15 protein-coding genes and 1 pseudogene are annotated in these 13044 nt (G+C 64.5%); 9 read left to right on the top strand and 7 right to left on the bottom strand.

Annotated elements, in window-relative coordinates:
• The 5 genes and pseudogenes from EN738_RS19570 to EN738_RS19550 all read right to left on the bottom strand — a co-directional run.
• A pseudogene (locus tag EN738_RS19570) lies at positions 1 to 547 on the bottom strand (VWA domain-containing protein); the annotation flags it as partial.
• Positions 548 to 549: 2 nt separating this feature from the next.
• A complete protein-coding gene (locus EN738_RS19565; RefSeq protein WP_127285141.1) occupies positions 550 to 1107 on the bottom strand; it encodes an RNA polymerase sigma factor in 558 nt (185 codons plus the stop codon).
• Positions 1108 to 1276: 169 nt separating this feature from the next.
• A complete protein-coding gene (locus EN738_RS19560) occupies positions 1277 to 2008 on the bottom strand; it encodes a dienelactone hydrolase family protein (RefSeq protein WP_127285140.1) in 732 nt (243 codons plus the stop codon).
• 104 nt (positions 2009 to 2112) lie between these two features.
• Complete coding sequence (locus tag EN738_RS19555) at positions 2113 to 2802, bottom strand: hypothetical protein (protein ID WP_127285139.1); 690 nt, start codon at positions 2800 to 2802, stop codon at positions 2113 to 2115.
• Positions 2803 to 2891: 89 nt separating this feature from the next.
• Positions 2892 to 4466, bottom strand: a complete 1575-nt coding sequence (locus EN738_RS19550; protein ID WP_127285138.1) for a trimethylamine methyltransferase family protein — start codon at positions 4464 to 4466, stop codon at positions 2892 to 2894.
• A 274-nt stretch (positions 4467 to 4740) separates the two neighbouring features.
• On the opposite strand from EN738_RS19550, the gene EN738_RS19545 reads away from it, so the two are divergent.
• Entirely contained in the window at positions 4741 to 5439 is a 699-nt protein-coding gene (locus EN738_RS19545) for a B12-binding domain-containing protein (protein WP_127285137.1), read from the top strand.
• Between the two features lie 84 nt (positions 5440 to 5523).
• Here EN738_RS19545 and EN738_RS19540 read toward each other — a convergent pair whose 3' ends face one another.
• The gene (locus EN738_RS19540) at positions 5524 to 5664 is read right to left on the bottom strand and encodes an entericidin A/B family lipoprotein (RefSeq protein ID WP_126054100.1); all 141 of its coding nucleotides are present in this window, start codon (positions 5662 to 5664) and stop codon (positions 5524 to 5526) included.
• 64 nt (positions 5665 to 5728) lie between these two features.
• Between EN738_RS19540 and EN738_RS19535 the strand changes: the two genes are divergently transcribed.
• The 7 genes from EN738_RS19535 to EN738_RS19505 all read left to right on the top strand — a co-directional run bounded on the left by EN738_RS19535 (position 5729) and on the right by EN738_RS19505 (position 11161).
• A complete protein-coding gene (locus EN738_RS19535) occupies positions 5729 to 6358 on the top strand; it encodes a DUF1638 domain-containing protein (RefSeq protein ID WP_127285136.1) in 630 nt (209 codons plus the stop codon).
• Between the two features lie 25 nt (positions 6359 to 6383).
• Positions 6384 to 6962, top strand: coding sequence for a DUF4893 domain-containing protein (locus EN738_RS19530; protein ID WP_127285135.1), 579 nt, complete (start codon positions 6384 to 6386; stop codon positions 6960 to 6962).
• A gap of 142 nt (positions 6963 to 7104) precedes the next feature.
• The gene (locus tag EN738_RS19525; protein WP_127285134.1) at positions 7105 to 7887 is read left to right on the top strand and encodes a formyl transferase; all 783 of its coding nucleotides are present in this window, start codon (positions 7105 to 7107) and stop codon (positions 7885 to 7887) included.
• 239 nt (positions 7888 to 8126) lie between these two features.
• Positions 8127 to 8429, top strand: a complete 303-nt coding sequence (locus tag EN738_RS19520) for a virulence factor (protein WP_127285133.1) — start codon at positions 8127 to 8129, stop codon at positions 8427 to 8429.
• Complete coding sequence (locus tag EN738_RS19515) at positions 8422 to 9021, top strand: methylenetetrahydrofolate reductase C-terminal domain-containing protein (protein ID WP_127285132.1); 600 nt, start codon at positions 8422 to 8424, stop codon at positions 9019 to 9021. The genes EN738_RS19520 and EN738_RS19515 overlap by 8 nt, the downstream gene beginning before the upstream one ends.
• Positions 9018 to 10109: a methylenetetrahydrofolate reductase gene (locus EN738_RS19510; RefSeq protein ID WP_127285131.1), complete on the top strand. Its 1092-nt coding sequence runs from the start codon at positions 9018 to 9020 to the stop codon at positions 10107 to 10109. The genes EN738_RS19515 and EN738_RS19510 overlap by 4 nt, the downstream gene beginning before the upstream one ends.
• A gap of 80 nt (positions 10110 to 10189) precedes the next feature.
• Positions 10190 to 11161 carry a methyltetrahydrofolate cobalamin methyltransferase gene (locus tag EN738_RS19505; protein WP_127285130.1) on the top strand — a complete coding sequence of 324 codons (972 nt, stop codon included), beginning with the start codon at positions 10190 to 10192 and terminating at the stop codon, positions 11159 to 11161.
• Positions 11162 to 11240: 79 nt separating this feature from the next.
• Here EN738_RS19505 and EN738_RS19500 read toward each other — a convergent pair whose 3' ends face one another.
• The gene (locus tag EN738_RS19500) at positions 11241 to 11501 is read right to left on the bottom strand and encodes a hypothetical protein (protein WP_127285129.1); all 261 of its coding nucleotides are present in this window, start codon (positions 11499 to 11501) and stop codon (positions 11241 to 11243) included.
• A 71-nt stretch (positions 11502 to 11572) separates the two neighbouring features.
• Between EN738_RS19500 and EN738_RS19495 the strand changes: the two genes are divergently transcribed.
• Positions 11573 to 13044, top strand: a 1472-nt coding sequence (locus EN738_RS19495; protein ID WP_127285128.1) for an ASKHA domain-containing protein, incomplete at its 3' end; no start/stop codon positions are given.

The following is a 13044-nucleotide window of genomic DNA, read 5'->3' as shown; positions in this document are numbered from 1 at the left end:
GCGCATCCTGCCGGACCAGGCCGCCGGCCTTCTCCGCTTCGGACTTCGGCGGCTGTGCCGGCGCGACCAGCACCTCGTTCAAACCGCGGCTTTCACTATCGGTGTCTTTCTTCTGCTTATCGGCCTCGGCAACCGGCTTCAGCGTCGCCGGCACTTTGGTCGCCGGCGCGTTGGTCGCCGGCACGTTGGTTGCCTGCCCGTTGGTTGCCGGTTTGTCGGCCAGCGTCTCGGTGATCTTCTCATCGCCGCCGATCTGCGGCGGCGCCTCCCTCAGCATCTGCAAGGTGGCGTATCCGGCGATCGGCAGGGCGACGAGCCCGGCAATGGCCGGCGTGGCGATCAGTTTCTTTTGCATGATCTCTCTCCAGAGCTTTTGTACCCGCTCTGTGAGACGAAGCCCGCCGGCCGATCCTTGGGCGGCAGCGAAGATTTTTTCCTGCTCGTCGAAAGCCTGCATGGCTGCTGCCAGCGCGCGCGCCTTCGCCTCGGCGTCCGGCGCCGGTGCCGTGATGTTGCGCAGCCTCTCGAGTTCGTTGTCGTCGACCATGGTCACACTTCCCCGGCTGAACGCATCAACGTCTTCAGCCGTTTCTTCGCTTCATGGATGTGCCAGGAAACCGTCGTCTCCGAGATCGCCATCGCCTCGGCGGCATCCGCGTGGCTGAGCCCCTCGCCATAGACGAGCAGCACCGCATCGCGCTGCTTGTCCGTCAGCTTGCGCACCGCCGCCCATAGCGCTTCGGCCGGGTCCTCGGGTTCCGCCGCCTCTCCCGCGATCAGCGCGTAGGCGCCGTAGGCCTCGGCCTTGCGGGTGTCGCGGGCGCTCTTGCGCATCATGTCGCGCGCTGCGTTCAGCGTCATGGTGTAGAGCCACGTCGTGAAGGCTCCCTTGCCATGATAGTCGCGGATCGCCCGGCCGAGCCGGACGCAGACTTCCTGGGCGATGTCCTCGGCGTCCGCCTTCCTGCCGCACCAGCGATAGGCAGCGCGATAGACGAAGCCGTAGTGCCTTTCGAGCAATTTGCCGAAAGCACCCCTGTCTCCGCCCTTCGCCCGCCCGACCAATTCGGCGTCGGAGGCTTCGCCCTCGTCCAGCATCATCGCCATCATTTGCCTGTTGGACGAAGGCTAATGGCCAATCCTTGGGGTTATGGAAAGATTTTTTTGCCGCAGCGCTTTTCCTTCTCCCCGTTCACGGGGAGAAGGTGTCCGAAGGACGGACAACGTTCGAAGGCTCGCGCTACATGGTGCCCTCGCCGCGATCTGCGAGAGAAGGCTAGCCAAGCGTCTCGGCAAACAGCGTCGTCAAGCGCTTCCAATGGCGCTCGGCGGCGGCCGCGTCGTAGACGCTGTGGTCGGGCACGCACCAGCCATGCGCCACGCCGACATAGTTCTCGATCGCGTGGTCGACCTCGGCCACCCTCAGCGCTTCGGCCAGTCGCGCCGACTGCTCCGGCGGAAAGCTGCGGTCGACGCCGGCTACGCCGACATAGACCCTGGCCTTGATTGACGCCGCCTTGCGATGCGGGCTGTCGGCGGCATCGCTGGCCAGATTGCCGCCATGGAAGCTCGCCGCGGCGGCGATCCGGTCCGGATAGCTCGCCGCCGCGTTAAGCGCCCGCGCGCCGCCCATGCAGTAGCCGACGACGCCAACCGGCCCGGTGATCCCTGCGGCGGTCAGCGCATCGAGGAAGGCGGCGCCGTCGCGGATGGTCATGCCCTGCGTCGTGCCGCCGCTCAGCATCAAAAGCGCAGCCTTGCTCTTTTCCTCGGCAAAGGCGGTCTTGGGGTCGAACGGACCATAGGGCACATAGCGATAGAAGAGATCGGGCACCAGCACCGCATAGCCATGCCCCGCGAGCCGCTCGGCCATCTGGTCGAGCGCCGGGCGCGGACCGAAAATATCCATGTACAGGATGATTCCGGCCTTGGCCGGCGCGGCTGGACGAAACAGCCGGGCTTTCGCCGAACCATCCTGGGTCTTGATCTCAAGGTCCTGCTTCGTCATTGCGCGCTCCGCTTGTTGCCACGCGATAGATATCCGCGTCGGCCGTCAGGGCAAGCCAGGACATCTCAATCGCAGTCAAGTTCCCGTGCGACTCGGAACCATCTCTACAGGCCGGCGAACGCCGCCATGTGGAAGGCCTGAACATCGGCTGGGTAGCGATAGTCGGAGCCATAGGGGCAGGCGTTGCGGTCGAGGCAGCCGCCGCTGCGGCAAGGCGCGCCATCGGCGCCGCGCACATGCGCCAGACAGGCCTGGTGCGTGAAGCCGTCCGCCGCATAGGCGTCGACCGGGCAGGATTTCAGGCAAGGTTTGTCGACACATGCATCGCAAAGGTGAATCGATGCCTCAGGTGCGGGGATGGCAATCGCCTCCTCGAACAGCAGCGCGCCGCGATAGGCATGCCAAAGCCCGTAGCGCGGGTGCATGAGGATACCCAGTGGCGACGGCCTTAGCCCCTCCGCCCGCATCGCCCATTGCTGGAACGGCAGATAGGGCCTGTCGGAGGGCGACACGGCGCGCGCGCCGAACTTTTCCGCGACCGAACCGATCACCCCGCGCGCCCATGTGTCGAGCGGATCGGCGATGGCCTGCGGTTGCCGCTCCCGCCAGCGCAGGAAATGCGGCCACGGCGCAGCACCCGCCTGCCCGACCAGCAGGATGGACCTGGCGGGCATGCCGGAGCGCCCGGCGGGTGCTGTGTCCTGGCTGGTGAAACGGAAGCCGCCGCGCAGGATCAAGCCATCGACCGCGAGCACGGCCGAGATATCGTCGACCGTGCCGCGCGAAACAATCATCCCTTCTTGCCCGGCTCGGAGAATGCGCTCCGCCAGACTTCCTTGTGGATGATGTCGGCCACTTTAGCCCGGCCTGACTCGGGCTCCTTTCAAGTGAAGGCGTCGGCCATCGAGCCTTTCTTCCTGGCGATGAAGTCGGTCAGGGCTTCCTCGATCGCCGGATCGAGGTAAGGCGCCTCGTAGCTTTCCAGCCAGCGGCGGGCGAGCTCGTTGGCCCGCTGCGGCGCGGTCTTTTCGCCTTCCGCCAGCCACTGCTCGTAGGAATTGTTGTCGGCAATGTTGGAGCGGTAGAAGGCGGTCTGGAAATTGGCCTGGGTGTGGTCGCAGCCGAGATAGTGGCTGCCCGGACCGACCTGGCGGATGGCGTCCATCGCCTGGCCGTTTTCCGACAGGTCGACGCCCTCGGAGAATTTCTGCTGCATGCCGAGCTGGTCGATGTCCATCATGAACTTCTCGTAGCAGGACGCCAGCCCGCCCTCGAGCCAGCCGGCCGAGTGCAGCACGAAATTCGCACCGGCAAGAATGGTCGAGTTCAGCGTGTTGGCGCTCTCGTAAGCCGCCTGCGCGTCCGGAACCTTCGCGGCGCAGAGCGAGCCGCCGGTGCGGAACGGCAGGCCGAGACGGCGGGCAAGCTGCGCGGCGCCATAGGAGACCAGCGACGGTTCCGGCGTGCCGAAGGTCGGCGCGCCCGACTGCATCGAGATCGACGAGGCGAAAGTGCCGAACAGCACCGGCGCGCCCGGCCGGATCAGCTGCGTGAACGAAGCGCCGGCCAGCACTTCGGCCAGCACCTGCGTCAGCGTGCCGGCGACAGTCACCGGGCTCATCGCGCCGGCAAGGATGAACGGCGTGACGATGCAGGCCTGGTTGTGGCGCGAATAGACCTTCAACGCGCCGAGCATCGTCTCGTCGAACACCATCGGCGAGTTGGCGTTGATCAGGCTGGTCAGCACCGTGTTGTTCTCGACGAAGTCGTCGCCGAAAACGAGTTTGGCCATCGCCACCGTGTCCTCGGCGCGCTCCGGCGCGGTCACCGAGCCCATGAACGGCTTGTCGGAATATTTGATATGGCTGTAGACCATATCGAGATGGCGCTTGTTGACGGGAACGTCGACCGGCTCGCACACCGTGCCGCCCGAATGGTGGATCGACGGCGCCATATAGGCGAGCTTCACGAAGTTCCGGAAATCCTCGATCGTCGCATAGCGGCGGTTGCCGTCGAGATCGCGCACGAAGGGCGGGCCATAGACCGGCGCGAACACCGTCGCTTTGCCGCCGACCTGCACCGAGCGTTCCGGGTTGCGCGCATGCTGGGTGTAGACGGACGGCGCTGTCTTCAGCAGCGAACGGCAGAGCCCCTTCGGGAAATGCACGCGCTCGCCCTTGACGTCGGCGCCGGCCTCTTTCCAGAGCTGCAGGGCTTCGGCGTCGTCGCGGAAGATGATGCCGATCTCTTCGAGCACCGTGTCGGTGTTCTTCTCGATCAGCGCCAGGCCTTCCTCGTCCAGCACTTCATAGACGTTGATCTTGCGCTTGATGTAGGTGAGCTGGGTGCCCGGACCGCCGCCCGAGCGCGCTGCCCGTCGCGCCGCCGCGCCACTGCCAGCGCCGCGCCCGCGTCTGCCGCTCGACGGCTCCTGCTCGACTGCCGCGTTCTCGCTCATGATCGTTCTTCCCTGATTTTGTTCTGACCTGATGTGGATTGCGGCCGCGTGCGGCTGCTTCTCGCCGGATCGTAGCCATGCACCCTATTCGAAACGGCCAGCCAGCGCCAACGCCTGTCGCAAAATCGACAAGAATTCCAATAGATTTGCGGTCGCTTTCCTTTTGCGGGAAGTCGCAAATCAGCTATGGATACGCGGCCCTCGCGGGTTAGGTATTGGCGCATCGATTTTAGGCTGCCGCAGACATTCCGAGCAGCAAGGAGCCCGAGAAAAAATGTCCGACGACGAGATCATCCTTTCCGAGCTTTCCGACGACGAGCTCGTGCAGCAGATGCACGACGACCTTTATGATGGTCTGAAGGAAGAGATCGAGGAAGGGACCAACATCCTTCTCGAGCGCGGCTGGGTTCCCTACAAGGTGCTGACCGAGGCGCTGGTCGAAGGCATGCGTATCGTCGGCGAGGATTTTCGCGACGGCATCCTGTTCGTGCCGGAAGTGCTGCTGTCGGCCAACGCCATGAAGGCCGGCATGGCCATCCTTCGCCCGCTGCTCGCCGCCACCGGCGCGCCCAAGCAGGGCAAGATGGTGATCGGCACCGTCAAGGGCGACATCCACGACATCGGCAAGAACCTGGTCGGCATGATGATGGAGGGGGCTGGCTTCGACGTCATCGACCTCGGCATCAACAATGCGGTCGAGAAGTATCTGGAGGCCATCGAGCAGCACCAGCCCGACATCATCGGCATGTCGGCGCTACTCACCACCACCATGCCCTACATGAAGGTCGTCATCGACACGATGAAGGAAAAGGGCATCCGCGACGACTATGTCGTGCTGGTCGGTGGCGCGCCGCTCAACGAGGAGTTCGGCAAGGCCGTCGGCGCCGACGCCTACTGCCGCGACGCGGCGGTGGCGGTCGAGACCGCCAAGGACTTCATGAAGCGCAAGCACAATGTGCGGGCTTCGGCTTGAGCCCAGCGGTTTCGCAATGAACAATGAAAAAAGCCGCGCCTTGCAGCGCGGCTTTTTTGTTCCCAAATTCTGGAAGACCGTGGATCAGGGATTCTTGACCGTGTCCTCGACGGCGTTGGCGGTCGATTTGACGTCCTTGCCGACACCGCGGATCGTATTGGCGCAGGCCGAAAGGGCCAGCGCGCAGGCAAGAATGGCGACGGGGCCAAGGCGCGACAGTTTCATGGACGGTGTCTCCCTCGTTCTGTAGGTAAGAAGATAACGCAACCAAATCGGTTCGGCTGGTTCTATGAGTGCCGCGCGAAAAGTGCAACCCGATCAAGGCGAAAGGCTGCTCGTCATCGCCTGCGGGATGATTGCGCGCGAAGTTCTGGCCGTCAAGCAGCAGCTAGGGCTCGATCACCTCGACCTGACCTGCCTGCCGGCGGAGTTCCATTTCTATCCGGACCGCATCCCGCCGGCGATGGACAAGGCGATCCAAAAGGCCAAGGCCGAGGGCTACCGGCACATCTTCGTCGGCTATGCCGACTGCGGCACCGGCGGCATGCTCGATCGCATCTGCGAGAAGCACGGCGTCGAGCGCATGGCCGGGCCGCACTGCTTCGCCTTCTACCAGGGCATGGACGCCTACGCGAAGCTCGCCGACGACGACATGATGTCGTTCTACATGACCGACTTCCTCTGCCGCCAGTTCGACGCCTTTTTCATGAAGCCGCTTGGCCTCGACAGGCATCCCGAGCTGATCAAGGATTATTTCGGCAATTACCAGAAGCTGGTCTATATCGCCCAGACCGACGATCCGGAGCTCGACAGGGTTGCGGAGAAGGCAGCCGCGCTGCTCGGCCTGGCCTATGAGCGCCGCTCGACCGGCTATGGCGATCTGACGACGGAACTGGCCGAGGCCGCCGCGCGCGGCTGACCTGCTGATCAAGAGGGGGGAATCGATGCGTTTTCGGGCTTTGCTTCTGTCTGTGTGTCTGGGTGCCGGCTTGACCCTGCCGGCTCACGCCGATGGCGATGTGCAAAAACTGATCACCGCTGCCGACAAGACGCGGCTCGACAAATATGGCGAGACGCGCAAGGCCGCCCTCGAGGAGGCCAAGGCCGGCGACCCGGCCGAGGTCAAGCAGTTGGATACCCTGCTCGCCAAGCCGCTGGTGGCGTTTTCCGACAAGGACCTGACCGGCACCTGGAAATGCCGCACCATCAAGGCGGGCGGCTTGAGCCCGCTCGTCATCTATGGCTGGTTCAATTGCAAGGTGAGCGATGACGGCTCCGGCTGGAGGCTGGAAAAGATCAGCGGCTCGCAGCGCACCAAGGGCCGCTTCTTCGACGAGAGCGAAAAGCGCGCCATCTATCTCGGCTCGTTCACCGTCAACGAAGATCCGGCCAAACCTTATGGCAGCGGCCCGCAGAGCGACCAGGTCGGCTATGCCTTCCGCAACAGCGCCACCGAATGGCGGATTGAATTCCCGGCGCCCTACTTCGAATCGAAGCTCGACATCATGGAATTCAAGCGCTGATTCCGCCCAGAGACCTTTGGTCTCGCGCCGTCACCAAGGATTAACCCCGCCAGCCTAGCATGCCGCGCGTTTGCGCAGGCCGCTCCCATCCGGGCGCGCCGGGCGCTCCGACACCAGGTGTTCCCCAGGGGCGGCACGAACCATGGCAGCGCCAATGGCAGATCCACGACCGATCGTCGTCGTCACCGAGGGCGGTCCGCACATCTGGGCGATCGTCAACGCCATCGCCGATCGGCTCGGCCCTGTCAGCGTCGTCCTCGAAACACCTGAATCCAAAAAGCAATTGCTTCTCGGCCGGGCTCGGCGCCAGGGCTGGATCTCGGCCATCGGACAGCTCGGCACCATGGTGCTGACGCGGCTCGGCAAACGGTTCTTTTCCGGCCATGCGGCACGATTGATCGCCGAGCAGAAACTGGAGACCGAACCCCGCCCCGGCCAGACCATCATCGACATCCCCTCGGCCAATGGGCCGGAGTGCCTTCGGGCGATCGCCGACCTCCAGCCGGGTGTGGTACTGCTGGCCGGCTGCCGGCTGCTGTCGCGGCAGACGCTGGCGAAGATAGCCTGTCCGGTGCTTAACTATCATGCCGGCATCGCCCCCAAATACCGCGGCATGAATGGCGGCTACTGGGCGCTGGCCTCGGGCGACGCGGGCAATTTCGGCAGCACCGTGCATCTGGTCGATGCCGGCGTCGACACCGGCGGCGTGCTGCGACAGGCGCGCGGCAAGCCTGAACCGGGCGACACCATCTCAAGCTACGCGCTGCGGCAGGCGGCATTCTCGCGCGACATCTGCGTCGGAGCGGTCGGTGACGCACTGGCGGGCAAGCTCGCCACATTCGATCCCGGCCTGCCCTCGAAACAGTGGTATCATCCGACGATCTGGCACTACCTTTGGACCGGCTTGACGAAGCGCATCTGGTAGCCGGCCGGCCGCGCTATTTCACCTTTCTTTTTGCGACCTCCAATAGCGTCGCTTTTGAATGCGCGCGCGTCGTCCCATAACAAGCGGCCCCAGTGCGCATGCGGCAATGCTCGCAGCTGCTGCATCGGCCCGAAGTCGGACTCGACCTTTGGAAAGCACGATGCAGCGAAGTTAAAGTGGTAGAGCGTCCTTTGTGCGTCCAAAAAGGACGCACGGCGCTCTACGGGAGTGAGAAATTTATGGCCGATCTGATCGTCGTCTACTGGCGCGACATCCCTGCCCAGGTCATCGTCAGGAAGGGCCGGCAGAACGCCAAGCGCGAACTGCCGCTGCGCTTCACCGAGGCGATCGACATGTGCGCCATGCGCACCGGCGCTGGCGGCACCGACGACTATCTGGCCGAATGGCGCAAGGCCGACCCGGTTCCGGTCGGCGACGACCTCGAGGCCGAGGTCGAAAGGGCCTTCCACGAGCTCGACACGAAATACGACCGCGAGCGGCTGGTCGCTCTGGTCAAGGCGGGCGGAAAAGAAAATGTCTGAACAGCAACCGGCGGTTACCCAGGCCACTCTGGTCAAGAAGGCAGCGCCGAAATCCGACTACAAGCCGGCCGACGTGTCGCCGCAGCGGCGCGTCCAGCGCTCCTTCGCGGTGAGATTGTGGTCTATCCGGCACTCGCGATTGCTTGAATGGTTCTACAGCCGCTTCGCCGACATCTTCCTGCTGTTGCATCCCTTGTGGAAAGGCATCGGCTACGGTCGCGTCGAGGCTCCGGTCAAGTTCGTCGAGAAGCGCGTCAAGGGCTTCATGTTCGACTGTCGCATGTGCGGCCAGTGCGTATTGTCCTCGACCGGCATGTCCTGCCCGATGAACTGCCCGAAGCAGCTTCGCAACGGCCCGTGCGGCGGCGTGCGCGCCAATGGCAATTGCGAGGTCGAGCCCAACATGCCCTGCGTCTGGGTCAAGGCCTGGGAAGGTTCGCGCAACATGGTGCATGGCGACAAGATCCTCGACGTGCAGAAGCCGGTCGACCAGTCGCTGCGTGAAACCTCCGCCTGGCTGCGCGTGACCGCGCAGGCAGCCGCCGCACGTCAGCCGGCCGACAATGCAACCAAGACCGGAGCGTCCGCATGACCATCCGCCAGCGCGACGAGAACCCGGCCGGCATCCACCTGCCACTCGATCCTTTGCCCGGCCACACCTCGCGCGGCCGTCTGGAGCGCGTGCTGAGGCGCGGCGAGTTCGCGGTGACCACCGAGCTCAACCCGCCGGACAGCGCCGATCCGGAGGACGTTTACAACCGAGCCAAGATCTTCGACGGCTGGGTCGACGCCATCAACGCCGTCGATGCCTCCGGCGCCAACTGCCACATGTCCTCGGTCGGCATCTGCGCGCTGCTCACCCGCATGGGCTATGCCCCGATCATGCAGATCGCCTGCCGCGACAAGAACCGCATCGCCATCCAGGGCGACGTGCTGGGCGGCGCCGCGATGGGCGTCGCCAACATGCTCTGCCTCACCGGCGACGGTGTGCAGGCCGGCGACCAGCCCGGCGCCAAGCCGGTGTTCGACCTCGATTCCATGTCGCTGCTCGAGACCTGCCGCATCATGCGCGACAACGGCAAGTTCCTTTCGGGCCGCAAGCTGACGACGCCGCCGCAGATCTTCCTCGGCGCCGCCGTCAATCCCTTCGCCCCGCCCTTCGACTTCCGCCCCATCCATCTCGGCAAGAAGATCGCCGCCGGCGCCCAGTTCGTGCAGACGCAGTACTGTTTCGACGTACCGATGTTCAAAACCTTCATGCAGAAAGCGCGTGACCTCGGCCACACCGAGAAGGTTTTCGTCCTGTGCGGCGTCGGGCCGCTGGCCTCGGCCAAGACGGCCAAGTGGATCCGTTCCAACGTGCCGGGCATCCATATCCCCGACGCGATCATCAAGCGGTTGGAAGGCGCCCAGGACCAGAAGAAGGAAGGCAAGCAGCTCTGCATCGACATCATCAACGAGGTGAAGGAAATCCCAGGCGTCGCCGGCGTCCATGTGATGGCCTACCGCCAGGAGGAGTACGTCGCCGAGATCGTCGATGAATCGGGCGTGCTGAAGGGCCGCCAGCCATGGAAGCGCGAAATCCGCCGCGACGACCAGCTGGTCGCCGACCGGCTCGACCACATTCTGCATGACGAGATTACCGAAACCCAGGTGGACATGGTGAAGACCGCGCATTGAAGGACGCGGCCGTCACCATTCGCTTGAACGAAATCAGATAACGATATAAAGAACTCTTTATATCACGACGGAGAGATTGCATGACCCGCACCATCGTCGCGTCCGCGACCAAAGAAATCATCATCGGCTTCGACCAGCCCTTCTGCGTGATCGGCGAGCGCATCAACCCGACGGGCCGCAAGAAGCTCGCCGCCGAAATGGTGGCCGGCAACTTCGAGACCGTCATCAAGGATGCGCTGGAGCAGGCCGCGTGCGGCGCCACCATGCTCGACGTCAATGCCGGCGTCACCGCCGTCGACCCCAACGCCACCGAGCCGGCGCTGCTGGTGCAGACGCTGGAGATCGTGCAGGGCCTGGTCGACCTGCCGCTGTCGATCGACAGTTCGGTCACCGCCGCCATCGAGGCGGCGCTGAAGGTCGCCAAGGGCCGGCCGCTGGTCAATTCCGTCACCGGCGAGGAAGAGAAGCTTGAAGCCATCCTGCCGCTGGTCAAGAAGTACAATGTCCCGGTCGTCGCCATCTCCAACGACGAGACCGGCATCTCGATGGACCCGGATGTCCGCTTCGCCGTCGCCAAGAAGATCGTCGAGCGCTGCGCCGATTTCGGCATTCCCGCCCATGACGTCGTCGTCGACCCGCTGGTGATGCCGATCGGGGCGCTGGGCGATGCCGGCCGCCAGGTGTTCGCGCTGCTGCGCCGTCTTCGCGAGGAGCTCAAGGTCAACACCACCTGCGGCCTTTCCAACATTTCGTTCGGCCTGCCGCACCGCCACGGCATCAACGCCGCCTTCATCCCGATGGTGATCGGCGCCGGCATGACCTCGGCGATCATGAACCCGGTGCGTCCGCAGGAAATGGAAGCGGTGCGCGGCGCCAATGTGCTCAACGGCACCGACGAGAACTGCACCAACTGGATCCGCACCTACAAGGACTACAAGCCGGCCGAGGGCGGCCACGCCGTCGCCGCCCCCGTGGCGGTTACCGCTCCTGGCGAAGGCGCCGCTGGCGGCCGCCGCCGCGGTGGCCGTGAAGCCCGGATGGCCAGGGGATAAGCGCGCAATCGTGAGCCTTTCCGCAAACCTCGCTGAACCGATCGCACCTTTGGTGTGGTCGGTTCAGTCTGCTTTGCGCTCAGGCCAGGCCCAGGATCGCGTCGAACACGGCCATCCCCGCCCACGATCCGAAAATGCCGGTCGCGCCGCCAACGATGAGATCATCGTCGGCGGCAGGCCAGAAGGCGTGCAGCAGCAATGCCGCAACGATCGCGCCGACAATGCCGGACGCCAGATATTGCGGATTGTGCAGCCAGCGGCCCTTCAGCACCCGCACCATCGTGAAAGCGGTGAATATGGCGGACAGCAGGAGATCGGACATGGTTGGCCTCTGGACCATCAAACACTCCACCCAACAGTGAAACGATCCGTTAAACGGCATCGACAATCATCACCGAGACCCATGCAGGCATGAACTCGCACACCAACATCACCGACCCGCTCGTGCTGTTCATGCCGTCCGGCAAGCGCGGCCGGTTCCCGGTCGGCACGCCGGTGCTCGATGCCGCGCGCCAGCTCGGTGTCTATGTCGAGAGCGTGTGCGGCGGGCGCGCCACCTGCGGACGCTGCCAGATCGAGGTGCAGGAAGGCAATTTCGCCAAGCACAAGATCACCTCCTCCAATGACCACATCTCGGCCAAGGGCGCCAAGGAGGAGCGCTACGAACGCGTTCGCGGTCTGCCCGAGCGGCGGCGCCTGTCCTGCTCGGCGCAGATCCTCGGCGACCTCGTCATCGACGTGCCGCAGGATACGGTCATCAACGCCCAGACCATCCGCAAGGACGCCGACACCAGGGTCATCGCCCGCGATACCGCGATCCGCATGTGCTATGTCGAGATCGAAGAGCCCGACATGCACAAGCCGCTCGGCGATCTCGATCGGCTGAAGATCGCGCTGATGAAGGACTGGGGCTTCAAGAGCCTCGAGTTCGACTTCTATCTGCTGCCGCAGGTGCAGGGCATCCTGCGCAAAGGCAACTGGACGGCCACCGCCGCCATCCACAAGGATGCCGACAGCGACATCGCGCGCGTCATAGCGCTTTGGCCGGGCCTCAAGAACGAGGCCTACGGGCTGGCCTGCGACATCGGTTCGACCACCATCGCCATGCATCTGGTGTCGCTGCTGTCGGGCCGCGTCGCCGCCTCGTCGGGCACGTCCAATCCGCAGATCCGCTTCGGCGAGGATCTGATGAGCCGCGTCTCCTATGTGATGATGAACCCGGACGGCCGCGAGGGCATGACGGTCGCCGTGCGCGAGGCGGTCTCCGGCCTCGTCGACAAGGTCTGCGCCGAAGGCAATGTCCATCGCAACGACATCCTGGATTCCGTCTTCGTCGGTAATCCCATCATGCACCACCTCTTCCTTGGCATCGATCCGACGGAGCTTGGCGGCGCTCCCTTCGCGCTCGCTGTGTCGGGCGCCGTGCGCATCAAGGCCTCCGACATCGGCCTGAAGCTGAACCAGGGCGCGCGCCTTTACATGCTGCCCTGCATTGCCGGCCATGTCGGCGCCGACGCTGCGGCCGTCACACTGTCGGAAGGGCCGCACCGCCAGGACGAGATGATGCTGATCGTCGACGTCGGCACCAATGCCGAGATCGTGCTCGGCAACTCGACGCGGGTGGTGGCGGCCTCCTCGCCCACCGGGCCCGCTTTCGAAGGCGCGGAAATTTCCGGAGGCCAGCGCGCCGCACCCGGCGCGATCGAGCGCGTGCGCATCGATCCCGAGACGCTGGAGCCGAAATACCGCGTCATCGGCTCGGAGCTTTGGTCGGACGAGCCGGGCTTCCTCGAAAGCGTGCAGGCGACCGGCGTCACCGGCATCTGCGGCTCCGGCATCATTGAGATAGTGGCGGAGATGTACCTTGCCGGCATCATCTCCGA

Origin of the sequence: Mesorhizobium sp. M4B.F.Ca.ET.017.02.2.1, assembly GCF_003998955.1 — a bacterium.
In the GTDB taxonomy this organism is placed as follows: Bacteria; Pseudomonadota; Alphaproteobacteria; order Rhizobiales; family Rhizobiaceae; genus Mesorhizobium; species Mesorhizobium abyssinicae.
This window is presented reverse-complemented; position numbering and strand designations above follow the sequence as displayed.